18 protein-coding genes are annotated in these 25,636 nt (G+C 63.8%); 9 read left to right on the top strand and 9 right to left on the bottom strand.

The window, feature by feature from the left end; translation table 11 throughout:
• Positions 1-46: 46 nt before the first annotated feature.
• Both U1872_RS10080 and leuC read right to left on the bottom strand, forming a co-directional pair.
• Positions 47-556 (bottom strand): hydroxymethylglutaryl-CoA lyase-like TIM-barrel protein, encoded by a 510-nt coding sequence (locus U1872_RS10080; protein ID WP_332792743.1) that lies wholly within the window; start codon positions 554-556, stop codon positions 47-49.
• Entirely contained in the window at positions 553-1,926 is a 1,374-nt protein-coding gene (gene leuC, locus U1872_RS10075) for a 3-isopropylmalate dehydratase large subunit (protein ID WP_332792742.1), read from the bottom strand. Before leuC ends, U1872_RS10080 begins: the two co-directional genes overlap by 4 nt.
• 145 nt (positions 1,927-2,071) lie before the next feature.
• Here leuC and U1872_RS10070 point away from each other — a divergent pair, with 145 nt between their 5' ends.
• The 6 genes from U1872_RS10070 to U1872_RS10045 are packed head-to-tail and all read left to right on the top strand — an operon-like array spanning position 2,072 to position 9,260.
• Positions 2,072-2,857, top strand: coding sequence for an enoyl-CoA hydratase/isomerase family protein (locus U1872_RS10070; protein ID WP_332792741.1), 786 nt, complete (start codon positions 2,072-2,074; stop codon positions 2,855-2,857).
• The gene (locus U1872_RS10065; RefSeq protein ID WP_332792740.1) at positions 2,854-4,590 is read left to right on the top strand and encodes a tannase/feruloyl esterase family alpha/beta hydrolase; all 1,737 of its coding nucleotides are present in this window, start codon (positions 2,854-2,856) and stop codon (positions 4,588-4,590) included. The genes U1872_RS10070 and U1872_RS10065 overlap by 4 nt, the downstream gene beginning before the upstream one ends.
• Positions 4,590-5,450 carry an amidohydrolase family protein gene (locus tag U1872_RS10060; protein ID WP_332792739.1) on the top strand — a complete coding sequence of 287 codons (861 nt, stop codon included), beginning with the start codon at positions 4,590-4,592 and terminating at the stop codon, positions 5,448-5,450. The genes U1872_RS10065 and U1872_RS10060 overlap by 1 nt, the downstream gene beginning before the upstream one ends.
• On the top strand, positions 5,447-7,066 hold the full coding sequence (locus tag U1872_RS10055) for a class I adenylate-forming enzyme family protein (protein WP_332792738.1): 1,620 nt from the start codon (positions 5,447-5,449) through the stop codon (positions 7,064-7,066). Before U1872_RS10060 ends, U1872_RS10055 begins: the two co-directional genes overlap by 4 nt.
• Positions 7,063-8,373 carry a spinster family MFS transporter gene (locus tag U1872_RS10050; protein ID WP_332792737.1) on the top strand — a complete coding sequence of 437 codons (1,311 nt, stop codon included), beginning with the start codon at positions 7,063-7,065 and terminating at the stop codon, positions 8,371-8,373. The genes U1872_RS10055 and U1872_RS10050 overlap by 4 nt, the downstream gene beginning before the upstream one ends.
• Before the next feature lie 32 nt (positions 8,374-8,405).
• The gene (locus tag U1872_RS10045) at positions 8,406-9,260 is read left to right on the top strand and encodes an HpcH/HpaI aldolase/citrate lyase family protein (RefSeq protein ID WP_332792736.1); all 855 of its coding nucleotides are present in this window, start codon (positions 8,406-8,408) and stop codon (positions 9,258-9,260) included.
• Positions 9,261-10,012: 752 nt separating this feature from the next.
• On the opposite strand, the gene U1872_RS10040 is transcribed toward U1872_RS10045, so the two are convergent.
• From U1872_RS10040 to U1872_RS10025, 4 genes are all read right to left on the bottom strand, one after another.
• Positions 10,013-11,119: a glycoside hydrolase family 53 protein gene (locus U1872_RS10040; protein ID WP_332792735.1), complete on the bottom strand. Its 1,107-nt coding sequence runs from the start codon at positions 11,117-11,119 to the stop codon at positions 10,013-10,015.
• 9 nt (positions 11,120-11,128) lie between these two features.
• Positions 11,129-13,825 (bottom strand): TonB-dependent receptor, encoded by a 2,697-nt coding sequence (locus U1872_RS10035; protein ID WP_332792734.1) that lies wholly within the window; start codon positions 13,823-13,825, stop codon positions 11,129-11,131.
• Positions 13,826-13,918: 93 nt separating this feature from the next.
• On the bottom strand, positions 13,919-14,152 hold the full coding sequence (locus tag U1872_RS10030) for a hypothetical protein (RefSeq protein ID WP_332792733.1): 234 nt from the start codon (positions 14,150-14,152) through the stop codon (positions 13,919-13,921).
• Positions 14,153-14,182: 30 nt separating this feature from the next.
• The gene (locus U1872_RS10025; protein WP_332792732.1) at positions 14,183-14,905 is read right to left on the bottom strand and encodes a FadR/GntR family transcriptional regulator; all 723 of its coding nucleotides are present in this window, start codon (positions 14,903-14,905) and stop codon (positions 14,183-14,185) included.
• A 538-nt stretch (positions 14,906-15,443) separates the two neighbouring features.
• Here U1872_RS10025 and U1872_RS10015 point away from each other — a divergent pair.
• The 3 genes from U1872_RS10015 (at position 15,444) to U1872_RS10005 (ending at position 19,892) form a co-directional block, all read left to right on the top strand.
• A complete protein-coding gene (locus U1872_RS10015) occupies positions 15,444-15,944 on the top strand; it encodes a response regulator transcription factor (protein WP_332792731.1) in 501 nt (166 codons plus the stop codon).
• Between the two features lie 32 nt (positions 15,945-15,976).
• Complete coding sequence (locus U1872_RS10010; RefSeq protein WP_332792730.1) at positions 15,977-19,375, top strand: PAS domain S-box protein; 3,399 nt, start codon at positions 15,977-15,979, stop codon at positions 19,373-19,375.
• Positions 19,376-19,460: 85 nt separating this feature from the next.
• A complete protein-coding gene (locus U1872_RS10005; RefSeq protein ID WP_332792729.1) occupies positions 19,461-19,892 on the top strand; it encodes a response regulator in 432 nt (143 codons plus the stop codon).
• A 253-nt stretch (positions 19,893-20,145) separates the two neighbouring features.
• On the opposite strand, the gene U1872_RS10000 is transcribed toward U1872_RS10005, so the two are convergent.
• The 3 genes from U1872_RS10000 to U1872_RS09990 all read right to left on the bottom strand — a co-directional run bounded on the left by U1872_RS10000 (position 20,146) and on the right by U1872_RS09990 (position 25,593).
• Positions 20,146-20,976, bottom strand: a complete 831-nt coding sequence (locus tag U1872_RS10000) for a 23S rRNA (adenine(2030)-N(6))-methyltransferase RlmJ (protein ID WP_332792728.1) — start codon at positions 20,974-20,976, stop codon at positions 20,146-20,148.
• A gap of 214 nt (positions 20,977-21,190) precedes the next feature.
• Positions 21,191-24,337 carry an efflux RND transporter permease subunit gene (locus tag U1872_RS09995; protein ID WP_332792727.1) on the bottom strand — a complete coding sequence of 1,049 codons (3,147 nt, stop codon included), beginning with the start codon at positions 24,335-24,337 and terminating at the stop codon, positions 21,191-21,193.
• Positions 24,334-25,593, bottom strand: coding sequence for a TolC family protein (locus U1872_RS09990; RefSeq protein WP_332792726.1), 1,260 nt, complete (start codon positions 25,591-25,593; stop codon positions 24,334-24,336). The genes U1872_RS09995 and U1872_RS09990 overlap by 4 nt, the downstream gene beginning before the upstream one ends.
• Between the last annotated feature and the right edge of the window lie 43 nt (positions 25,594-25,636).

Below are 25,636 nucleotides of genomic sequence, written 5' to 3'. Positions count from 1 at the left end.
GCTGCGAGCGGCGCTGGCGCCGATAACCCAGCGGATCGTATCGCCTTCATGGGAATTGAGCCGAAGCTCCTGGGTGAATATGTCCTATGGCGATAACCCGTTCAGGGTCGACCTCGCCATCGAACGGACAGCCAAACGCGGCGCCAATGGTTACCTGTGCGCGTCGCCCCGCCGCGGTCGCTTCCTGGACGACACGCGCGGCAACCCGGGCAGATTCGCGTGACGTTTGCCCTTGATTGGCGCGCGCGAAGCTGTCGGTCGCAACGCAGACCGCGCCTATCTCCTTGATGGCGGTCCGCAACGCTCGCTCCAGCCCTCGTAAGTTCATTACCAGGCCGATAGTGGTTACGTTTTCGGGCAGGTCCAGCCCGTCGATCACGGCCTCGGCATCCGCCATTTGCGGGACGCGGTCGGCGCGGACGAAGCTTGCGACTTCGAGCCGGTGCGCGCCGGCCGCGACCATGCGTGTGATCAACGCAATTTTTTGCGCGGTGGAAAACTGCTCTCGCTCGTTCTGCAGTCCATCGCGCGCGGAGACTTCGACGATCTCGATCATGTGCGGCTCAATGTCCTGACGTCGGTTATGTATCCCGTCACGGCCGCAGCTGCCGCCATCGCGGGGCTCATCAGGTGCGTGCGCGCGCCCACGCCCTGCCGCCCCTCGAAATTACGGTTCGAGGTCGAAGCGCAGCGCTCCCCAGGGTCCAGCCGGTCGTCGTTCATCGCGACGCACAGCGAACAGCCCGGATCGCGCCATTCGAACCCAGCCGCCTCGAACGTCGCGCGCAAACCCTCGGCTTCCGCCTGACGCTTCACCAGGCCGGAGCCTGGCACAACCATCGCCCGCACGCCTGGCGCGACCTGCCGTCCTCGCGCGACCTGCGCCGCAGCGCGAAGATCCTCGATCCGGCCATTCGTGCAGGATCCGACGAAAACATGATCGATGGCGAGACCCGCAAGCCGCTGGCCACGCGCGAGGCCCATATAGGCAAGCGCTTTTGCATCGGCATCGTCCGGCACCGCGCCGTCAACCCTGCTCACCTGATCCGGACTCGTCCCCCAGCTCACCTGGGGGGCGATGGCGCCCGCGTCGATCGTCACCTCGGCATCGAACACCGCGTCGTCATCGCTGGACAGCGTCCGCCAATACGCGAGTGCGCTGTCCCAACCGGCGCCTCGCGGCGCTCGGGGGCGCCCCTCGACCCAAGCGAACGTCGTTGCGTCCGGCGCGACCAGGCCGGTACGCGATCCGGCTTCGATGCTCATGTTGCACAGCGTCATGCGTGCCTCCATCGACATGGCGGTTACGGTCGAGCCAGCATATTCGATCGCATGACCGACCGCGCCGCCCGCCCCGATCCGGCCGATTAGCCACAGCGCGAGGTCCTTTGCGGACACGCCATCATCGAGCACGCCGTCGATGCGCACGCGCATCGTGCGGGCCTTCTTCTGGCGCAGCGTCTGTGTCGCCAGGACACACTCTGCCTCGCTGCTGCCGATGCCGAAGGCGAGCGCGCCGAAGGCGCCGTGGGTCGCGGTGTGGCTGTCGCCGCACACAAGCGTCGTGCCGGGCAGCGTGAAGCCCTGTTCCGGCCCAATCACATGCACGATTCCCTGCCGCACATCGTCGAGTGGCAGATAGTCGATGCCGACTGCCGCGCAGTTCGCTTCGAGCAACGCGACCTGCGCGCGCGCCTGGGGGTCGCCGATCGGTCGCGAGCGGTGGTGGGTTGGAACGGCATGGTCCGCGACCGCCAGAAACGGCGCGATGCGGCGCGGCACCCTGCCGGCGTCGCGCAGCCCGGCGAACGCTTGTGGGCTCGATACCTCGTGCAGCAGCATGCGGTCGATATAGAGCAGATCGACACCGCCGGGCTCGGAAGCGACGACGTGCGTCGACCATAGCTTGTCGTAGAGCGTGGACATGCCCGGTACATCCTGCGGGGCTGCATTCGTCGCAACTCCGCCAACGGCTTCAACCGCCATACGGGCACCCGGCATGCGGGCAGGGCGGCAGATCGCGCTCCCCTAGCGGGATGCGGCTTGTATCTATTGTAGATCAGGAGACGTCATGACCTTCACTACGCTACGCCATGAAAAAGTCGACGGAATCGCCATTGCGACCTTTTCGACGCCCGACAATCTAAACGGCATTACCGAGGCCCGGCTCGACGAGATCGAGGCAGTGCTGACAGATTGCGAGACCGACGAGAGCATCCGCGCGCTGATCCTGACGGGCGAGGGGCGCGCCTTTTGCGTCGGGCTCGACTTGGAATTGCTTGACCGAGCATTTGGCGATCTTGATTATTTCGATGTGATCGTCGCGCGTGTCAACGGCATCATCACGCGGCTCGAAAATCTCGATATTCCGACGATCGTCGCGAATAACGGCTACACGCGCGCCGGCGGCTTCGAGATCTCGCTCGGTTGCGATTTCATGATCGTCGCGGACGAGGCAAAAGTCGGCGACGTGCACACCGACGCCGGCGTCGTCCCCGCCGCCGTCACGCTGCGACTGAAGCGGCGCGTTGGCGACCAGCGCGCCAAGGAAATCCTCTGGGGCGCAAAATGGTATAAGGGCCAGGAAGCCGTAGATATCGGGCTCGCGATCAAGTCGGTACCGCTCGCCGTCCTGCGCGACGAGGCGATCGCCTATGCCAGAACGATGACCGACAAACCGCGCGCGACCCTCGCCGCGCTGAAGCGGATCATGCGCGATGGTCACGGCCTGTCGGTCGCCGACGGCGCGGCCCTCGAGTTGAAGGCATTCGCGCATTACAACCGCACGCAGCCTTATGGTCGCGAAGGCTATACCGCCTTCCGCGAGAAGCGCGTTCCGAACTGGAAGACCGCATGATGCGGCGGCTGATCCTCGTTTTGGCGCTGGTGATGGGCTTCGCGACGCCAGCACTCGCCCAGCAGACTGCGGCGTTAGGAGGGGCAGCCAAGATCGTGCTAGATGCCGATCGCTGCGAGGCGTTGGCGGGTGGGCGTTTCCAGGGCCTGAAGGGCGCCGCGACCTGGGTCACCAAGGCGGCCTATGTCGGCGCCAAGCCCGATCGCCAGGCTTATTGCGCGATCGCGGGCTATGTGAACCCGACGAACAATTTCGGCATGTATCTCCCCGTCGATCACTGGAACGGCCGCTATCTCGTGCGTGGTTGTGGCGGGAGTTGCGGTTCGGTCGCGACCGATTTGGCGTGCGGACCGCATCTGCGCGACGGCTATGCCTGTCTTATCACCGACATGGGCCACACATCGACTCTGGTCGACAACAATTGGGTCGACAGCAACCTGCAGGGACTGGTCGACTTCGGCTATCGTGCGACGCACGTGACGGCGGTCGCGGGCAAGGCGATCGCAACGGCCTTCTACGATCGCTCCCCGAACAAAAGCTATTTCTTCGCCTGCTCGACCGGCGGCCGCCAGGGCATGATCGAAGCCGAGCGTTTCCCGCAGGACTTCGACGGCATCGTCGCGATCGCGCCTGCCAGCATGGCACCCTATGGCCTGAAGCAGGCTGCGACGGTATCGGATGTCGATGCCTTCAACACCAATCCCGACGGCTCGCCGATCCTGCCCAACCGCAAGGCGATCCTGGTGCATCAGGCGGTCGTCCATGCGTGCGACGGGAATGACGGGATCAAGGATGGGCTCATCGGCGACCCGCGGACGTGCCGCTGGAAGCCCGAGGATCTCGCCTGCAAGACCAGCGACCTCCGCGGCTGCCTGACGTCGCAGCAGATCGCGATGCTCCACAAAATGTATGAGTGGCGCGGCGCGATGAAGGGGTCCGAACTCAATTGGATCGGCAATTACATCCGCAATGCCCCGCTCCCCGGTGAGGCGTGGAAGCCGATTTTCGATCTGGGCGTCGGGCGCGGCGATCCGGCGACGATCGAGTCGATGGTCAACCCCAACAACCCAGACCTGCGCCCGTTCAAGGCGAATGGCGGCAAGCTGATCCTCGTCCAGGGCTGGTCCGACCAGTCGGTGATGGCGCCGCCGACGGTCGACTATTACGAGACGATGACCAAGACGATGGACGGGCCCGCGGCGACGCGGACCTTCGCGCGCCTCTTCATGGTGCCGGGCATGGATCACTGTGCGGGTGGCGAAGGCGCGACCGCGATCGACTATATGGGCGCGATCACTGGCTGGACCGAGGGCGGCCCTGCGCCCGACAAGCTGCGCGGCGTCCATGTCGCTGCCGGCGCGCCGCTCGACTTTTTCGGCGTTGGCCTGCCGCATCTCGATCGCAAATATTACGCGTTTGAACGCGATCATCAGGCCTATCCCAAGGGAGACGTCATGGTCGGCAAGGATGTCGTGACCGCGCGCGATACGCGCGCGCTCGACGTCCGGCTGGCGGAGACGCTCACGCTCGCCGAGCGGACCGCCGCCGGCGCGGGGTATCCGCGCGGGAGCATCCTCAACGCGGTGGAGAAGGGGGCGTGGGAGCTGTTCTATCGCAGCGACGCGACCCCGGCCGCGCAGGCGGCGGCGCTCGACGCGATCGCGCCGCTCCAGACCTCGTCGGTCGGCCGCGAAGCCGTCCGTCGCCTCCAAGCTGAACAGGCGCTCAACTAATGGCCGGCTATATCGACATCGTCTGCAACATCTACACACCCGAAGCGGTCGAGAATGGCTGGACCGGCCTCGACGACGACTTCAAGCGGCAGGTGCGGATGCCGCCGGAAATGTTCAACGGCGTTTCGATCGACGCGTATCTGAAGAAGATGGACCGCGCCGGGATCGAACGCTCGCTGCTGATCGCGGTGCGCGCGGGTGACCTCAACGTGAAGGGATCGTGGGAGATTCCGTATAAGGTCATCGCCGATATCTGCGCACAGCATCCCGATCGCTTCTCGGCGCTCGCCGGGATCGACCAGACGCGCGGCATGCAGGGGCTGCGCGACTTGACCCAGGCGGTCGAGGAGTACGGGTTCGTCGGCGCCCATTGGTATCCGCACTGGTTCGCCTGTGCTCCCGACGCTGCGCAGATCTACCCGTATTACGCGAAATGCTGCGAGCTCGATATTCCGATCATGATGCAGGTCGGCCAGAACCTCGTCTACTCGAAGGAACGCCGCCTCCCATCGGTGGCGCGGCCGATCCTGCTCGATCAGGTGGCGATCGATTTCCCCGATCTGCCGATCATCGGCATCCACATCGGCGTCCCCTGGACCGACGAGATGATCGCGATGTGCTGGAAACATCCCAACATCTACACCGCCGGCGACGCCTATGCGCCCAAGCACTGGCCCAAGCAGTATGTCCGCTATGCCGACAGCTATGGCAGCCACAAGGTACTGTTCGGCACCGACTGGCCCGTGATCGACCCCGAGCGCGCGGTGGCCGAAGTCGCGGAGCTGGGGATGCGACCCGCGAGCCATGCGAGGATGATGCGCGAGAATGCGCTGGCGGTCTTCACGAAGCTGCCGCGGTGACGTTGCCCGAGACCTTTCGGTCGATGACGTTCGGCGCGGCGATTCGTGCCGCGGCGGCGCGTGATCCGGGCAAGGTTGCGATCCTCGACGGTGTCAGAACGACCGATTTCTGCACATTGGCGGATCGGGTCGGGCGCCTGCGCGACGCGGCGATCGGTCTGGGCGTGGCGAAGGGAGACGTCGTCGCGATCGTCTCGCGCAACCGAACCGAATTCATCGAGGTGGTCGCGGGACTGCCGGATGCCGGTGCGGCGGTCGCGACGATCAATCCGCGCCTCGCGCCGGGGGAGATCGCCCAGGCGCTGGAGGATTGCGGTGCCAGGGTAGTGTTTGCCGACGGCGATTCGCGCGAGCTGGTTGAACAGGCGATCTCGCGAAAATCTGCTTTCCCGTCGAAGGCGGGGTACCTGATTGACGACGGTAGCAACGCTGCGCCGTCGACGGGTGCGTCGACCGAAAAGACCGCGGCCCGGCCTTCGTCGGAGCGCGTGATGGTGGTGACGTTCGGCCCGGCCTACGAAGCGCTTCTGGCCACCGCCATTGCTCCCGAACAGCGCCCCCGGATCGACGAATGGGACGCTTGGACCATCCCCTACACATCGGGCACTACCGGCAAGCCCAAGGGCGTCGTTTTGTCGCACAGGTCGCGGATGCTCGTCGGCCTTATCTGCGCGGCCGAATTCGGCTGTTTTGGCCCGGACGACCGCTTCCTTGCGATGACGCCGATGAATCATGGCGGCGGCCTCGGCTTCCCAACCGGCATCCTCGCGGCGGGCGGATCGATCGAGATTCTCGATAGGTTCGATCCCGAGACGGTGCTCGAACGCCTCAAATTTGGCGGGATTACCGGGCTGTTCATGGTGCCGACGCACTTCCAGATGATCTTCGCGCTCCCGCCCGAGACGCTCGCCAAATACGAACGTCCCCCGATCCGCTCGATCTTGGCGAATGCAGCGCCTTTGCCGCAGGCGATGAAGGAGAAGATCATTCCCTATTTCGGCGAGACCGTGCTGCACGAACTCTATGCCGCGACCGAGACGGGTCTGGTCTGCAATCTCCGACCTACGCATCAACTGCGCAAGCAAAGCTGCGTCGGCACCACCTTTCCGCATGTCGAGGCCGAGGTGCGGCGCGAGGACGGCGAGGTGTGCGACCCGGACGAAGTCGGCGAACTCTGGGCACGTGGTCCGGTGCTGTTCAACGGCTATTGGAATCGCCCCGACGAAACCACCAAAGCAGTGCGCGACGGCTGGGTCTCGGTCGGCGACATGGCCCGACGCGACGACGAGGGCTTTCTCTATATCGTCGATCGCAAGAAGGACATGGTGATCTCCGGTGGGGTCAACATCTATCCGCGCGAGATTGAGGAAGTGTTGTTCGCGCATCCCGACATCGCCGACGTCGCGGTGATCGGCGTCCCCGACGAAACCTGGGGCGAACGGCTCAAGGCGTTTGTCGTGCCGCGCGGGGGCGCGGTCTTCGATACGGAGGCCCTCGCCAGCTTCTGCACCGGCCGCATCGCCAGCTATAAAATTCCCAAGGATCTCGCCCTGGTCGACGCGCTTCCCCGCAACGCTAACGGCAAGGTCCTCAAGACCGAATTGAGGCTGACATGACGCGCCCGGCACGACCGGGCGATGGGAGTATCTACGCGTGGTACGTGGTCGCGGTCCTGATCCTCGCCTACACGCTATCCTATGTGGACCGCTCAATCCTGACGCTGATGGTCGCACCGATCCGCGCGAGCCTCCACATCAGCGACGTCCAACTGAGCTTGATCCAGGGCCTCGCCTTTGCGGTCTTCTATACCATCATGGGCATTCCGATTGCCCGCCTGATCGACCAGCGGCGCCGCACCGGCATTGTCGCTGTAGGCGTCGGCGTTTGGAGCATGGCGACAGCGGCGTGCGGCTTCGCCAATAGCTTTGGGGGTTTGTTTGCGGCACGCATCGGAGTCGGTGTGGGCGAGGCGGCCCTGTCGCCCGCTGCCTATTCGATGCTTGCCGACCAGTTCGAGGGCAAGCGGCTGGTCCGCGCGCTCAGTTTCTACCAGAGCGCCATCTATATCGGCCCGGCCATCGCGACGCTCGCGGGCGGGGTGCTGCTCGGGCAGCTCGCGCCGATCGACACCGCGTTCGGCCATTTCGAGCCGTGGCAACAGGTTTTCGTGCTGGTCGGCATCCCCGGGCTGGCGGTGGCGCTGCTGGTCGCGAGCCTGCGTGAGCCCGCGCGGCACGGCGCCAGCGCGACTGCAACAGCGCCTTCGTTTCCGGCGGTCCTCCGGCAGGTCGCCGATCATCGCGGTGCTTATGGGCTGCTGATCCTCGGACTATGCTGCCAGAGCGTGATGTGGAACGGCGCGGTCGCGTGGATACCGACGCATTTCATGCGCACCTATCATTGGACGCCCGGTGAGGTCGCCTGGAGCTATGGCCCCGTCATCGCGATCGCGGGCACGTGCGGCGGGCTGTTCGGCGGCTGGCTCGCGGGGCGGATGCGCGAGAAGGGCGCGCGCGACGCCAATGTCCGCATCGGGATCGTAGCGGCGGTCGCTGCATTGCCATTCATCGTCGCGGCGCCGCTGATGCCGACCGGCGAGGTGTCGCTATTGCTCGTCACCGGGTTCCTGTTTTGCGGCGCAATGCCCTATGGCGGCGCGGCGGCGGCGTTCCAGGAGATCACGCCCAATCGCATGCGCGGGCAAGTCTCGGCGATTTACCTGTTCTGGTTGAACCTTGCGGGTATCGGGCTCGGCTCAACGATCGTCGCTTTGGTCACCGAACGGGTCTTCGGCGGCGACCTTGGCGTCAGCCGCGCGATCTCGAGCGTCGCGGGCATCGCGGCGGCTCTATCGGCCGTGACGCTGCTGTCCTGCCTCGCTCCATACCGACGCGCGATGGACCGGGCGGGTATCGCGGCCTGACGCATTTCCACCATAGAGGATCACCAACTACAATGAAGCGGGAGCAACAGCGGAAGCGCATCGCGACGGCGCGAAGCTTCTTGTTCGTCCCTGGGGATCGTCCCGACCGTTTCGCCAAGGCAAGCGATTCGGGGGCGGACATCGTCATCATCGACCTCGAAGATGCGGTCGCGCCGGAGCAAAAGCAGGCAGGGCGGTCACTTGCCTTGAGTTGGCTCTCGTCCGGGCGCGAGGCGATGATCAGAATGAACGAAGCGGGGTCCGAATGGTTCGAGGGCGATTTGGCGCTTTCGGCTGCGCCCGGCCTTCTCGGGATCATGCTTCCCAAGGCCGTTCTGGGCGCGGCACTGACCCAAGTGGCCGATCTCGTCCCTACCGTCGCGCTGATCGAGACGGCTCGGGCCCTGCTGGAGTTGGAGCCCATTCTCAAGACCGAGGGGATTGCCCGACTGGCCTTCGGAACGATCGATTTGGCGCTGGACCTCGATGTGTCCGATCCACAGGTCATCACGAATCTGGGGGTGCAATTGGTCATGGCGTCGCGTGCATGTGGCGCTCCAGCGCCAATCGACGGCGTAACGATAGATTTCCGTGACCCGACAACGGTGGAACACGCGGTCCGCGCCGCAAAGGCCCGAGGCTTTCACGGCAAGCTGTGCATCCATCCAACGCAAGTGGCCCCGACCCATGCCGGCTTGCTACCGACCGCCGAGGAAGTTGCTCGGGCGCGGCGCATCGTCGAAGCGGACCAGGCGTCGTCGGGCGCTGCCGTGGCGCTGAACGGTGCGATGGTGGATCGGCCGCTCGTCAGCCGAGCGTATCGGATCCTAGCGCAAGCCCAGCCAAATCATTTGATTGAGGGGCCACCGATTTCTTATCCAACCTGAGGATTGGTTTCCGGCGTTCATTCCGCCAGCAGGAGGCCGATCGCCTGCTGGTCCGCCGCAGGCCTTACGGAGAGGGACATTTCTCTTTTTTAGACTCCGTTAATGCGGGTTCGATATATATCCCTATCTTAATAGGTGCTTGGACGTTCTTGCATGGGTGCAGTTGCTTCTGTCCCCGCAACCACACCAACACCAACACATACACCAACCGTCTCAGGAAACCACGAGGCGGTTTTTTGCGCCTTTTTTCCGCGGCCTAGCACCGAGACTTTGTGGCCTGCCTTCCTTTTTCAGGCCGCCCATACCATAGCGTCGGTCTCCTTAGGCCGGTGGCGAAGGGCGGTTCGTACCGTCGATACGTGCCGATCCGGTTCGCCTCAATAATGACCGGACGAAAGCCCATTCCTCATCGGTGCAGTCGCTCGCATGACGCAGCGTGTTTCTGTCATGCTCGCGTCGAGCGGTTCCAGTTAAGCTCGTGTGATCCTCGTGGTCTTCGCAAACCCTGATAAATCACAAGCTTCTAAGATCGCCCACTCAATTCTCGGTCCGGCTCTCCAGTAGCTAATTGGCAAGAGCTGGCAAGTAACGGGTATCCCAGCTTCAGGCATTCGTTCATCCAGCGGTACCGCAGTTTTTCGCCATCGCTTGCTCCGTTACGCCAGGAAAGACCTCGCAATAGATGAGAAAGCCCTGCATCTTCTCGCCGCAAGCTCTGAATCGGGGGTCTCGCCGTTAACCCGCAGCATCGTCTATCGAAACGCAGGCAGATACCTCCGGCTCAAAAAATCCAAAGCCGGCAGCGCCTCATGCCTTTTGTAATCGAACCACGCGGCATTCTCCCAGTTGGAACCCGTGCCCCAGCGTGTCCTGCACCGCGTCGAGACCCAAGCAGGTTCCCAATAGACCACGCCGCTTCCACCGCTGTCGGCGACCTGTTGCGTCAGCGTCTCAAGATAATGGAGCTGGCCCGCCGGGGTTGCGGGATAGCCCTTCACCAAGGAATCCGCACCGAGGAGATTGGGTGAAGCGTCGGCATTGTCCTCGGTGAATGGATAGGCAGTCTCCACCACCATAACGTCGGCGGCATAGCGCTTCCTCGCGGTAGCGATCGTCTCGCCGAGCTGCGCGATGCTGCGCGTCGACCATTTGCTGTAATAGCTGACGCCAATGATGTCGTAATCGCGGACGCCGGCAGCCGTCGCCGCATCGAACCATGGCAGGACATGCTCGGGCTGCGCGATATGAAGCATCACGCGCGGTGCCTTGCCCGCCGCCTTGCCCGCATCGCGCACTGCCTTGACGCCGCTGTTGATCAGCAGCGCGTTGCGCGTCCAGTCGATCGGCCGGTCCTTGACGCCGCCCATCAGTTCGGGGTTGGTCTCGTTGCCGACCTGGACCAGCTCGGGAAATTGCCCTGCCGTCGCCAGCCGCCCGAGAATGTCGCGGGTATAGGCATACAGCGCCTTGGCCTGATCGTCGCTCAAGAGCTTGGCCCAGGCGGCGGGCGCGATCTGCTTATCGCCATCGGCCCAATCGTCCGAATAATGGAAGTCGAGGAGCACCTGGAGTCCGGCCCCGTGCGCACGGCGGATTGTCTTCAGCACGTCGGCGTAATCGCTATATTTCGTCCATTTGGCATCGTTCCAGATGCGCACCCGCACGATATTGCCGCCCTTTGCCTTTAGCAGCGCAAACGGATCTATTGGTTGGCCGGCCGCACGATAGACCGCGCCGCAATCCTCCATCTCGTTGACGTAGGACAGATCGGCCCCGAGGTAGAAGGGGTGGGGCGCCGCGGCGTGGACCGCGGTGCCGCCAAGCAATGTCGCGGCGGCGAAGGTCAGGAAGCGGCGCATCACGGATCCTTAGAAGCGGTAGGTCGCGCCGGCATAGAAGCGCCGACCGAAGGTCTCGTAGCGGCCTTGCAACGCCTGCGTGCCGTAATAGAGCTGGTACGGCGTGTTGGTCAGGTTGTCGGCCTGGAGCGACAGCCGCACGCCGTGCAGCGGTGACGAATCCTGGAACTCATAGGCGAGTTCCGCCGACAGCACGCCTTCAGCATGGTTGACGAGGATGCGATCGGTGTCGCCGGTCTGCGTCGCATAGGCCGAGCGATAGCGATAACCGACGCGCGCATCGATTCCGGATTTCGAATAATAGAGCGACACGTTGTAGACGTTCTTCGACAGGCCCGGCAGCGCGATCGTGCCGATGCTGTTGTCGGTTTCGGTTACCTTTACGCTGCTGTCGGTGTAGGAATAATTTGCATAGATACCAAACCCGTCGAGCGGCTGGGGCAAGAAGGTGAAGGCCTGCTGGAACAGCACCTCGACGCCCTTCAGATTGCCGCCCGTCAGGTTGACCGGCTGGGTGAAGGCGTCCTGATAGGTCACGCCGCCGACCGTCAGCGCGCTGGTGTTGGTGACGATGAAGCTGTCGAGATGCTTGTAGAACAGCGAGACCGTGAGCGCGGTGTCCTTGTTGAAATAATGCTCGTAGGTCAGGTCGACTTGCTTGGCGCGGTACGGCTGGAGCAGGGGATTGCCGCCGGTCGCCGCAGGCGCACCGCTCGATCCGGTATAGAGGCTGTAGCCGGGGTTGAGATTGTCGAGCGGCGCGCGCGCGATCGCCTTGCTCACCGCGAAGCGGATCTGCTGGCGCGAATCGATATGCAGCGTCGCATTGAGCGAGGGCAGCCAATCGGTGTAATTGTTGTGGTAGAGCAGCGGCGTCGCCACCGCGGTCGCGCCGAGATAGCTGACGTTGGTGCCCTTCGACGTGTCCTCGGTCCGTATCACCCGCACGCCGACATTGCCGGTCAGCTTCATGCTGCCGATATCGTGGTCGAAATCGGCCGCGACGAAGCCGGCATAGGTCTTCTCGTCGACCTCCCAGCTGGCATTCTGGTCGCTGACCGACTCGGTCGGGTTGATCCCGCCGAAATATTGGTTCGCAACGCCGATCACGTCCCATGTCTGCGACGCCGGCAGGCCCGCGAACGCGCCGCTCCACGTCAGGGGCGATCCAAGAAGATTCGCCGCGATCGGCGCGCGATCGGGCTGATTGATCGAGCCGTATTGCGTGCGCTGGGTCAGGTCCTTGGCGCGGCTGGTCAGGCGCACCCCGGCGCGCAGCGTGGTGATGAAGCTGTCGACGTCATAGGCCGCGTCGAGCTTGCCCGAATACAGCTCGTCATGGATGATCGGCGCGCCGTTGCCGTTCGAAGGGATTTCGAGGTTGGTGAGGTAGTTGAGCGACTGATCGGTCAGCGACTGGCCCAGCGTGAAGCTCGCCGGCTGGCCGGGGCGCGACAGATAGGAGGCGGTGTTGCCGTCGGTGCGCGTATAGGTCGTGCCCGGATAGACGGTGCTGGTATATTCGTTGAGGAACATCGCGTTGCGCGTCGTCTTCGAATAACCGACGTCGCCCGCGAAATGCCAGCGATCCGCGTCGTACTTCGCGTTGAGGCCACCAGCGTAGAGGTTGTCGGTGAAGGTGTAATATTGGTTATTGTTCTCGATCAGCGCGCCGTAATAGGCGTTGCTCGTCGCGGTGCCGGCGACCGCACCGCCGTCCTTTACCGTGACGTTCGAGAAGGTGTTGCCGAACGGCAGGTTCTGCACCGAGAAGCCACGCTGATATTCGGCATATTTCACGCGCGAATAGAAGAAGTCGCCCACCACTTCGAGCCCGTTGCCCGGGCGCCATTGGACGGTCGCCAGCGCGCCGACGCGCTTGTCCGATCCGCCGCGCTTGAGCGCCTCGAAGCCGTAAGGGACGTTGTCGTTGCCGACGCCGTCGCCGTTCAGATCGGCGAACGAGTTGGTGTAACGATAGATATTGGTGCGCTCGGTCGCGACGGGTTCGTTGCGCGCGGTGGCGCCGATCGCCACGCCGAGCGTGTCATTGGCGAACTGGCCGACATAGGAGGCGCTGGCGATCCAGCCGACCGACTTGGCGTCCTGCACGTCGTGCGCCAGATCGTTATATTCGGCGCGGGCGTTGACCACAAACACGCGCTTCTTGAAATCGAGCGGACGGATCGTCTTGAGATCAACCTGACCGGCGATCGCGCCCTCGACCTGGCCCGGCGTCGGCGATTTGTAGACCGAGGCGCCGTTGATCAGCTCGGCGGGGTATTGGTCGTAGCGGATGTTGCGGTCGGGCCCGGCAGAAACGAGCTCGCGCCCGTTGAGCAGGGTATTGACCAGCTCGGGCCCCATGCCGCGGATGGAGATCTGCGTGGCATTGCCGCGGTCGCGATTGGTCGACAGGCCGGGCAGGCGAGCCAGGCTTTCGGCAATGTTGTTGTCCGGCAACTTCCCTATGTCGTCGGCCGCGAGCACTTCCTGGATGTTGGTCGCGTTCTTCTTGGCCTGCAACGCCGTGGCGAGACCGGCACGAATGCCGGTGACGACGATGTCGCCTGCCTCGGGTTGCGCCTGAGCGGAGTCCGCCGTCGTCGGCGCTGGGGGTGATGCAAGCGCCGTCTGTGCCTGCGCCGAGCTTGCGGCGATCGCCCACACACTTACCGCGCCTAACGCCAAAATCCTGCCGTGCATGTCCCACTCCCTACCCACGCGCACTCTACGATGCCGGGGATTTAATAATATGATAAATACGCTAAATTTCAAGCGGCGTTTCCATGATGTCGATCACTGTGTCACGATGGTCACATTCGCACTCGCCAGGGCGGGCGCGGCGTTGGTCAAGCGAGTCGCACCGGACCGCGGATCGGACTGGCCGACCGCCTGACACAATCCGTTGAAAGTCAGGCGTTGCTGGCCCTTGTCCGATTCGATCGACGTCGGATTGCCGTTGCCAACGCCGATCAACCGCCCCGCCCCGGCGACCTTGAACTTCACGGGAATCGCCGCGGTCGGCACCATGCCTGCGTCCGCAGGTTGACGATGGCGGTGTCAGTCCACCACCGGCTGCGCCTCGATCAGCTGCATGACGTCCTCGATGATGTTGGTCATTGCCGCGCGCGCCGCGGCCGGATCGCGCCGCTCGATCGCGCGCTTGACCGCTTCGTGCGCACTCAGATCGGCGGTACGACCCTGGATACGGTTGGTGAAGCGGATCGAGGTCCGCAAAGCCGTAGCCACGACATCGCGGAACTGCGCGAAGAACGGATTGGCCGAGGCGCGCAGCACTGCGAGGTGGAAGGCGATATCGGCTTCGAGCGTATCGTCGTCGCCTTTGTCCGCCGCGACCATCCGCGCGAAGCCGGCACCGATCAGCTCGAGCCCCGCCTCGTCGCTGTAACGGGCCGCTAGTGCCGCCGCAGACGGTTCGATCGCGCTGCGCAACTGGTTGAAATGCGCCAGCAGGTCGAGCGAGAATGTGCGCTCGAGCAGCCACGACAGCACGTCGGCATCGAACAGGTTCCAGCTGCTCGCCGGTTGCACGATCGTGCCCTGACGCGGGCGGGCGCTCAACAGGCCCTTGGCGCTCAGCATCTTGACCGCCTCGCGCGTGACAGAGCGGCTGACGCCGTGCTGTTTGGACAGTTCGGCCTCGGTCGGGAAGGTCTTGCCGGTATAGACGCCGGTGACGATAGACTTGCCGAGATGGTCGAGCATACCCCAAGTCAGGTTGCGGCCCAGCGAGGAACGGACATCGGTCGGATCGATCGCCATATGGTGCGCTCCAGTTCAAACTATGGATATCATATAAATGGACGGTCGGAGGTTAATGCAACCGCTTTCCTAAAAGTTGCCTGCTTAGGGCGACTCTGATGCATCTCGCCGACGCTCGATATTGTCATCGTGGCGGTGTATTTCTTGCTGAGTTCCGGGCTGGCGCACGATCAACGTGTCGCCCGCGTTCAGATCGTCGAGACAGCCTTTCGGGCCTGGTCGGTCGTCGCGCGCGCCGGATGCCTCGTCGGAATGGAAGCGCCGATGATCGACACCGGCTGCGACCAGCGCGTCGCGCTAAAGATCGACCGTCTGGCGGTCGTCGGGGGACGACACCCGCATCTAGTGGACCAGCATGTACGACAAACCTTCGAACGCATGTTCCCACACACTCTATCAAAGCGGCAGGGAGAGCAGGTATTCCGGTCCGGAATTTTGAGCTCCTGCAAACGCGCAGCAAAGCGTGACCGAAGGCTGAGGACGAAACAGACCAGTTTCAGTTCCTTAGCCGGTAGCAAGTCGGTGCTATAATGGAGTGATGCAACAGCCTGAAGCTACAGCCAAGCGCCTCACCCGCATAATCTATGTCGAAGATGACGATTTGATCGCCGATGTCGTCACGGAGCTGCTCACCGAGGCCGGATACCTTATCGGCGTCGTTGGGCATGGTACGCTGGCTTACGACACGATCGCTTTCAAAAAGCCCGATCTGGTCATTCTCGACCGGTCGTTGCCGGGCATGCACGGGATGGAAATCCTTCATAGGCTGCGAACCACCCCCGACACCTATCTGATCCCGGTCCTGATGCTGACTGCTGCGGGCGGCGAGGCGTCGATCGACGAGGGACTGGGTGCAGGTGCGGACGGCTACCTCGTAAAGCCGTTCGACCCCGACATGTTGGTGCGAAAGGTAGCGAAAATCCTTGGTAACAGTATGTTCAAGCACGGCCGCTCGCGTGGGCTGACTGAACTCGCACCAGATCTTGGTAATGGTCCTCAAATAGATTCCCTTACTATCTGCAATTCAGCGACCTGCTGATCTTTTGCGAGGTCATCGCTTTCAGTGTTATCATGAGTCCGGTCATCAGTTTGCGCTATAATGCACAGATGACATGGCGAATGTATTTTTCCAGGATTTGGTCGAACGCGGCGCCTTTGCGTTGGATGGGCGATCGCCATTGGGGTAGCGTCTGGATTTCAGTCGTTTCCGCGACCGCGCTCGGCGCGTTGGCGCTAATTACGCTAGCCCTCGTGCGAAACGTCGATCGGGCACAGGACCTTCAGGAACAAGCGCAGTGGTGGCGAATGCACACGCTGAGCGTGCTGGTCGACGCCGAGCGGATCGATACCGCGCTGAACAAGGCATTGCGCGGTGAACGTGGGTTTGTTCTGACGCGTCATCCCAAGGCGCTTGCCACTTTCAAGCAAGGTTTGATCGACTATGCCAAGGTAGCATCCGAACTCCGAGTGCTGACTCGCGACCGCATTTTGCAGCAACGCCGCCTTGGTGAACTCGACCGCCGCGTGGCAGCCTTTGCACGCGTGTCCCGCCAGGTCGTCGATCTTGTCACGGACGGTAAGGAGGCTCTGGCGATGGCCACCGTTCGCACTGGCCGCGAACGCGAAGCCGTCGAGAATGCCAGCTCGATGCTCGACGAGATCAAGGCGGAGGAACGCCGCCTGCTGACTGTCCGCGAGAGATCGAGCGTCATGTCGGCCGAGCAGGCCAGACGGTCTGGTCGCGTCGTTTTGTGCGTAGCTGCGGTATTGCTGGTTCTCATCGCCGGGGCGATCGCGGCGATGTTGCGAAGTCGGGATCGGTCGCTCCGTTCGGCTGTGGCGGCCAAGGAAAGCGAGCGCTTGTATCGCCTCCTCGCCGACCACTCCAACGACCTGATCGTTCTCATCGGATTGGATGGCATACGACGGTACGTGTCGCCTGCCGCTTACCCGCTTCTTGGCTATCGGCCGGAGGAGATGGTGGGCGGGGCTCCGGTAGCGGCTATTCATGTCGAAGACCGCATGCGTGTGATGGAGGTCTGCAAGACGTTGTTGGAGGGAGCCAAAAACCCGGTCTGCAGCTATCGTCAGCAGCATCGAGACGGGCATTATGTATGGTTGGAAGCGAGCTACCATCTGATCCGTGACGACGCTGGCAACCCGAGCGAGATCGTGGCCAGTGTTCGGGACATCGGCCAGCGGCAGGCTGTCGAGCGGGAGATGGCGACCGCCGCAGCTCGCTTATATGAGCATAATCGTCTGTTTTCGATGGCCGCGTCGTTGGCCAATGTCGGACACTGGCATGTCGATCTGGTCGGTGGTGAGGTCATCTGGGCGGATGAAGTTTACCGCATCCACGCCGTCGGCCATGACTATATCCCGACCCTGGAAAACGCGATCGACTTCTATCATCCAGATGATCGCGAACGCGTCGCTGAGTGTGTCCGCCTGGCTGGCGAGACTGGAAGCCCCTTCGACTATGTTGCGAAACTCCTGGTGGCGGACGGTTCGGTCAGAAATGTCGCCGCGCAGGGTCAGGCCGAGCGCGCGCCTAACGGGGACGTAATCGCCATCTTCGGGGTGTTCCGGGACATTACCGCGCAAGCGAAAGCGCAAGCGGACCTCGAACACCGCGAGGAGCAATATCGCTTGCTCGCCGACAATGCGAGCGACGTGGTGTTGCGCACCGACATTGACGGTTTCGTGACGTACGCATCCCCTTCCTGCGTAGAGCTATCGGGGTACCGTCCAGAGGAACTGGTCGGGAGGCATTGCGGCGAGTTCATCCACACCGACGATGCGCAAACCGTTCGTGCCGAGCATGTGGCCATCGTCACGGGCCAGGAGCGCGCCCGTACCGTCGAATACCGGTTACGCCACAAGGCAGGTGATTGGCGCTGGCTGGAGTCGCATATGAAAGTGTGGCGGGCCCCGGGTGTAGCGTCGGGGGGCGTGATCTCCGCCATCCGCGACATCGGTCAACGTAAGGAGCTCGAGATTGAGCTCATCGCCGCGCGCGACAAGGCAGAGAGCGCGTCACGCGTGAAGGCCAACTTCCTTGCCAACATGAGCCACGAAATCCGCACGCCCATGAATGGCGTGCTCGGTTTCACCGAGCTCGTGCTTGCGGGCGAACTGAATCCCGAACAGCGTCGGCACCTTGAACTGATCGCAGAGTCCGGGCGATCCATGATGCGGCTGCTGAACGACATTCTCGACATCTCCAAGATCGACGCAGGAAAGATGGGCGTGACGCAAGAGTCCGTCGACCTCCGTCATGTCTCACGCCGTTGTGCCGATCTGATGAGCCCTATCGCGAACGCAAAGGGAGTCGTGCTGTCCGCCCGGATCGCCCCTTCCGTACCGGAGCGCATCGTGGGCGACCCGCTGCGGTTGCGTCAGATCATGCTCAACCTGATCGGCAACGCGGTAAAATTCACCGACCATGGGTCGGTAACCGTCGACGCCTATGTCGAAGGCGACACCTTACGCCTCGATGTGTCGGACACCGGCGTCGGCATCCCTGCCGAACGACTGGACGCGATATTCGAGCAATTCGCGCAGGCCGATGATTCGACCGCCCAGATGCATGGCGGAACCGGACTTGGCCTCGCGATCAGCGCGGAACTCGTCCGCCTGATGAAAGGCACGATCTCGGTACGAAGCATTCTGGATCAGGGCACGACCTTTTCGGTAGTGCTTCCGCTGCGCGTTGCTGTGACGCCCGTCACCGTGCCCGTCTCTACGGTTGAAGAGCCAGCCGTCATCACCACGTCGCAGGTTCGACGCCCGCGTGTGCTGATCGCCGAGGATCATGACATCAATCAGGAATTGATACTGGCGATGGCGGAGCGCTCCGGCATGGACCCGGCGCTCGCGGTCGATGGCGAAGAGGCGATCGCGATGATCGAAGACGCGTCGCGTTCCGGCCACCCGTTCGAACTCGTCCTGATGGATATGCAGATGCCGCGCGTCGATGGTTTGGAAGCGACGCGGCGTTTAAGGGCCGCTGGCTACACGCCGAGCGCGCTTCCGATCGTTGCGCTTACCGCCAATGCCTATGCCGACGATGTCGAGGCGTGTTTTGCGGCCGGAATGCAGGCACATCTGGCCAAGCCGGTGCGTGTGCGTGACCTGACGGCTATCCTCTCGCGCTTTGTCTCCGCCAATGTCGCAGTGTCGCCCGCGAAGCCGGGAATCAGGCCAAAGCTGATGGAGCGATACCAAGCGCGAAAGGTGGAGACGATGCTGCGGTTGAACGCGCTGGCCGAGTTCGACCTGCCGAGCGACGAACTGGTGAACGATGCGACCGATCTGCTTCACAAGCTGGCAGGCTCGGCCGGGATGTTCGGCGAGGCGGAACTCGGCTTGCTCGCCCAGCAGCTGGAAAACACCCTGTCGGTCGGGGCGCCCAGCGAACGTGCGGGACAGGTGCGGGCCGCTCTCCCGGCGCTACGGGCCGCAGCATAAAACCGGGATTTACCAAGTCCGGCGTCGCATCGAGCTATATTAGACTATTGCGGCAACGCATTTAACGGCCGGACGGGATCCATTTGTGGCGCATATTATCATCGCGGATGACGACGAGCTTGTAGGGGAAATCGCATGCGATGCGTTGGTAGCAGCGGGGCATAGCGCCGGCCTGCTCTCGAACGGTCGCGACGCGCTTCGCGTTATCAGGACGAGAAAACCTGATCTGGCTATTCTGGATTGCAACATGCCGGAAATGAACGGCCTTCTTGTCCTCCGCGCATTGCGGAATTCGGTTGAATTCTTCGATCTGCCGGTTTTGATTCTCACGGGGCGGGTAAGCGACAAGGATGTTGAAATTGCGTATCATGAGGGTGCCACCGATTACATGAAGAAGCCGTTCGACCCGGATGAGCTTGCATTCAGAGTTGGAGAGCTCTTGGCGAAAAGTCCCCGCACTCAGCCAAAGGTACGGCCGGCCAAGCGGAAAGGGTTTGGACGCTTGGAGGCAAGGTAGGCACCGCAGCGTCCTGACCGGACGGTTGATACCGGGCGAACGACGGCTTTCCAGTCGGCTGTGCTCGAAATCGGACCGAGTGCTAACCTGACGAGTCTCGGGCGCCGGCAGCCGTACGAAAATCTGGCAGTCCCGAACCCGCGGGCCCCGAGCAATGACCTATGGGGTTTTCGGATTTTGGCAGGTTGAAGCGGGGGGCTGAGCGGCTGCAGAACTTTTCTTCGTGGCTGCGGACCGGGCGATGCGGGTTGCTTCAATCACCCAACCACTCGGTTATGATCTCGCCTTCATGCCCTTCCGGCGCCAGCACGGCGCGCAGGGCTTCCAGCAGAGGCTGCAAAGCCTGCGTGAAGGCGTAGGGCGGGTTGACGATATAAAGGCCAGCGCCATTATAGAGGTCGGGCTGGTCGTTATCGTACAACCAATGCTCCACCCGCAGCATTTTCGGGATGCCGAGCCGGCGTAACTGCTCCGTCCACCGCATATGCGTGGCGCGGTCTTTCAGCGGATACCAGATCGCCGTCACGCCATGCGCCCATTTGCGGGAAGCCGCGGCGAGGGTTGCTGTGATACGGGCGCGTTCGTCCGGCTGCTCGTACGGCGGGTCGACCACCACCACGCCGCGCGCGGTGCGGGGCGGCAGTATCGCCAACCAAAGCTCATAGGCGTCGCGCTCATGCACGGCAGCGGGCGTGTCGCGCATGACGCCGCGCAAGGTATAGACGTCATCGGGATGTTTCTCGTTCAGGATCAGGAAATCCTGCGGGCGCAGGAGCTGCGCCAGAAACCGCGGCGAGCCGGGGTAGAAATGGAGCGCGGCGCCGACATTCACCGCCTGAACGGCGGCGCGATAGTCGTTCAGCAACGGATTCGGGTCGGCAAAGGCCCGAAGCACGCCCTGCGTCGACTCGCCGGTGCGGAGCGCCTCGTCGCCGCCAAGGTCGTACAGCCCGCAGCCGGCATGCGTGTCGATCAGCGTCAGCGCGCCAGGCTTTTGCTGCAAGGCCCGCACGAGGGCGATCAGCAGGCTGTGCTTGACGACATCGGCGCTATTGCCGGCGTGGAAGGCATGGCGATAGTTCATTGCGGCTCAACATCCTAACGATCGACCTTGATGCGTGCTGCCGGGCGCGGTTGCCGCGCGCGAGGCGATTGAAGGTCCTGATCCGCTGCTCGTATAAAGTCGGGCGAGAACCTTCAACGCCCTTCCGCGCGCCGCCTCGATCGCGCGTTGGCGATGGGCGCCCGTGTCCGGGCGTGGTGCCGCTCCGACAGCGGGGGCGGTCATGACCCGATTTCTATCGATCCGCTTTGACGAGCCAGCGATACAGGCTCGGCAGCAGTACCAGCGTCAGCAGCGTCGATGTGACGATCCCGCCGATCACGACGGTCGCCAACGGGCGCTGCACTTCGGCGCCGGCCCCGGTGGCGATCGCCATCGGCAGGAAGCCGATCGAGGCGACCAGCGCGGTCGACAGGACCGGCCGCAACCGATCGCGCGCACCTTGCCGGACGGCAGCGTCGACCGCCAAGGCGTCGCCGTCGCGCCCGTCGCGCAAGCTGTTGATGTGATCGACCAATACCAACCCGTTGAGCATCGCGATGCCTGACAGCGCAATGAAGCCGATCGCCGCCGTGATCGAGAACGGCATGCCGCGAAGCCAGAGCGCCAGCACGCCGCCGGTCACCGCAAACGGGATGCCGGTATAGACGATCGCCGCCTCCTTCACGCTGCCGAGGGCGGCGTACACCAACAGGAAGATCAGGATCAGCGCGGCGGGCACGACGATCGACAGCCGCTTCTGCGCCGCCTCGAGCTGATGGAACTGACCGCCAAACTCTATGCGATAGCCCGGCGGGAGTTTGACCTGGGCGTTCACCGCGTTGCGCGCCTGCGTCACATAGCCGGCAAGATCGCTGGTCTTGAGATTGACCATCAGCGCAGCGCGGCGCTTGCCGCCGTCGTGCAGGATCGGCTCGACCGCACGGATCGTGTGGAGCCGCGCCACGCGCGACAGCGGCACCATGCCATATTCGCCAACCCGCAGCGGCAGCGCGAGGATCGCCGACGCGGCGGCGCGCAGATCCTCGGGCATGCGCACCACGATCATGTGCCGCGCCTCGCCTTCCGGAATGAACCCGACCTCGGCGCCGGCAATCGCATCGGTGATCGCCTTGTTGACCTCGGCCGTGCTCAGCCCGAGCCGCAGCAGCGCGGCGTGATCGAGTTCGACCACGATGCTTTTCGGGCGGCCCGCGGTCTCGAACTCGACACTCGCGGTGCCGGGTTGCTTCTCCAGGATCGTCTTGGCCTGCCGGGCGGCGCGTTCGAGCACGTCATAGTCCTGGCCGAACACCTTGACCGACACGTCGGCGCGGACGCCCTCGAGCATTTCGTTGAAGCGCATCTCGATCGGCTGTGCGAATTCGAAGGTCTGCCCGCGATAGACCTGCCGCCCGATCTTCTCGATACCCGCGACCAGCTCGTCCTTGGTCCTGGGTTTGCCATCGCCGTGCGGCCAATCCTTTTCGGGCGCGTAGAAGATGTACAGGTCGTTCTCGTTGGGTGGCATCGGATCGGTCGCGACTTCGCTGGTGCCGATGCGCGAAAAGGTGTGCGTGATCTGCGGAAACTGACGCCGCATCTGCCGTTCGGTCTCGGCCTCGATCGCAAGACTGCGCTCGAGCGACATGCCGACCGGGCGATAGACCATCGCGGTGATCGATCCCTCATCGAGCTTGGGGGTGAATTGCGACCCCAGCGTCTTGAACGCGACGAGGGTTAGCGCGAGCAGGACCACCGCGCCGACCACCAGGATCTTGGGATGCGCCAGCGCGCGGTCGAGCGCGGGCGCATAGACGCGCTCGACCGCGCCGATCACGCCCTTGTGGCGGGTGTCGTCCTGCTCGCTTGCCGGTGCGCGCAGCAGCCAGGCCGAGAGCGCCGGTACGAGCGTGAAGGTCCAGATCAGCCCGGCGAAGATCGCCAGCATCACGGCTTGCGCCATCGGCTGGAACAGTTTTCCCTCGACGCCGCCGAGGCTGAGCACGGGGACATAGACGAGCGCGATGATGACGATGCCGAACATGGTCGGTCGCGCGACCATCCGCGCCGCATCGGCGACGGTCTCGCGGCGCTCTTCGGGCGTCAGTTCCTCGCCCTTTGCCTGCCGCCGTTCGGCGAGCAGGCGCAAGCTGTTCTCGACGACGACGATCGACCCGTCGACGATCAACCCGAAATCGAGCGCGCCGAGACTCATCAGATTCCCCGACACCCCGATCACCGTCATCCCCGAGACGGTAGCAAGGAAGGCGAGCGGGATGACGACCGCGACGATCACCGCGGCGCGCCAATTGCCCATTACGAACAGCAGGACCAAGGCGACGAGCAGCGCGCCTTCGCCGAGATTGTGCTCGACCGTCGAGATCGCGCGATCGACCAGGTCGGCGCGACTATATTGCTCGTGGAGCACCATCCCCTTCGGGAGTGCAGCCTGGACGTCGGGCAGCGCATCCTTGACGCGCAGGGCGACCTCGCGGCTGTTCTGGCCGACCAGCATCATCACGGTGCCGAGCACCGTCTCCTTCCCGTTCTGCGTCGCCGCACCCTGCCGCGGGGCCGAACCGATCACGACATTCGCGAGATCGCGCACCTGGATCGGCAAGACGCCGCCGCCGAACTTGACCGGAATCGCGCCGATCTCGATCGCATTGGTGACGCGTGCGTTGGTCAGCACGGTGAACCGTTCTGCCCCCCGCGTGATGATGCCGCCGCCGGCGTTCGCCACGTTCTTGCCGACCGCGTCGGCAAGCTCTGCTGCCGTGACGCCGTGCATCGTCAGCCGCACCGGGTCGGGCTCGACCACGAATTGCTGCTCGATCCCGCCGTTGGAATTGACGTCGGCGACGCCGGTGACCGCGCGCAGCATCGGGCGAACGGTATATTCCTGCGCCTCGTACAGCTCCATCAGCTGGCGCTGGGCATCATATCCGGCCGGGGGCTTGCTCCATTCGAGCGTGTAATAATAGATTTCGCCCAGCCCCGTGGTGATCGGCGCGAGCTGTGGCGAAGCTCCCGTCGGGAGCTGGTCGCGCACCGCCTGGAGCCGCTCGGCGACGAGCTGGCGCGCCCGCAGCTGGTCGGTGCCGTCCTTGTAGAGCAAGGTCACCTGGCTGAGTCCGGTCTTGGTCAGCGCGCGCGTTTCCTCGAGCCCGGGCTGTCCCGCCATCGCGCGCTCGATCGGCAGCGTCGCGAGCCGCTCGATCTCCTCAGGCGCAAGCGAGGGCACCGTGGTGTTGATCTGGACCTGGACCCCGGTGATGTCGGGAATCGCATCGATCTTGAGGCTGGTATAGGCCCATAGCCCGACCGCCGCGACGAGCGCTGACACCAATGCCACCGCGAGGCGGTTGCGCGTGACCAGCGTGAGCAGCCAGCCGATCATCGCGCGAGGGCATTCCCGCCGTTTAGCGCGCGCAACTGAAGCAGCGCATCGAGCGCCTCGCGCCGCGTGTCGAGAACGGCGTTGGTCGCCTCGATATAGGATTGCTGCATTTGCATGTAGGTGGTGAGCGGGATCGCCCCCAGCCGGTAATTGCGGTCGGCCTCGCGCGCGGTTTCGGCGAAGCTTTGCGGCGTGTTCCCTGCCCATTGACCGAGCGCCGCGCGCTTCGCTGCATATTGTGCCGCCTGGTCGAACACGTCGCGGGCGATGCGGCGTTCGGCGTTGATCAGCGTGGCGTTGGCTTGCGCCTGCCGTCCCTGTTCGGCGGCGACCGCGCCCGCCTGGCGATTCCACACCGGCAAGGTGGTGGACAGGCGAACGCCGTAATTGGTTTCGCGAATGTCCGAGCGCGCGCGGTCGTAATAGGGCCCGACGCCGACGATCGGGATCCGCGCCTTGCGAGCGAGATCGACGCGCAGGCCCTGCTGCTCGAACTGCGTGCGCAGCGACTTCAGCTCGAAATTGTTCGCGGTCGCATTGGCGGCGAGCGTCGCGCCCGCCGGCAGGTCGGGCAAGCTCATGTTGGGACGGATGATGCGAATGCGCGCCGAAAAGGGTGCCCCGCGCAACTGGTTGAGTTCGTACAGCGCCGCATTGGCGTCGGCATCGGCGATCGCCGCGGTCCGCTCGGCCGTGATCGCGCCGGCCTGCAACGATGCCGCTTCGAGCCGCGGCGCCGGCCCCGCCGGATCACGCGAGACGATCACCCGCGCGAGGTCGCGCATCCGGCCCGCCACGGTACGCGCCACTGCTGCCTTCTCGTCGGCTGCGAACAAGGCGTAGCCGAGCGTCCGGGCGCGGGCGGCAAGGGTCGCATCGAATTGCTGCAGGCCGATTTTCGCGAGATCGATCTGGCGCTCGGCAATCGCGCGGCGCAGCGCGATGCGCCCGCCAAATTCGACCGGCTGGACGACCGATACGGCATAGGTCTGTCCGTCGCCGAGCAGGGCGCCGGTGGTGCGGTCGTTCGCGCTGCGCTGGCCGAACTCGACCACCGCCTCCGGATCGGCCCAGCGCCCAGCCGCCGCGCGCTCGACCCCGGCGGTCTCGATCTGGCGCTGGTAGAATTGCCGCTCGGGATTGTTTGCGACGACATCCTGGGCAAGCCGGTCGAGCGACAGGCCGGTCGCGTCTTGCGCGCTCGCAGCGACCGGGGTCGCAAAGCCCGCAACAAGCGCAAAAGCCATGATCCGCATGGGTGATTCCTTCCGAACGAACCGGCTCCGTTACCGATGCGGC

The organism is Parasphingomonas frigoris (assembly GCF_036663815.1).
In the GTDB taxonomy this organism is placed as follows: Bacteria; Pseudomonadota; Alphaproteobacteria; order Sphingomonadales; family Sphingomonadaceae; genus Sphingomonas.
The sequence above is the reverse complement of the archived record's forward strand: the minus strand, read 5'-3'. Positions and strand labels throughout refer to the sequence as shown.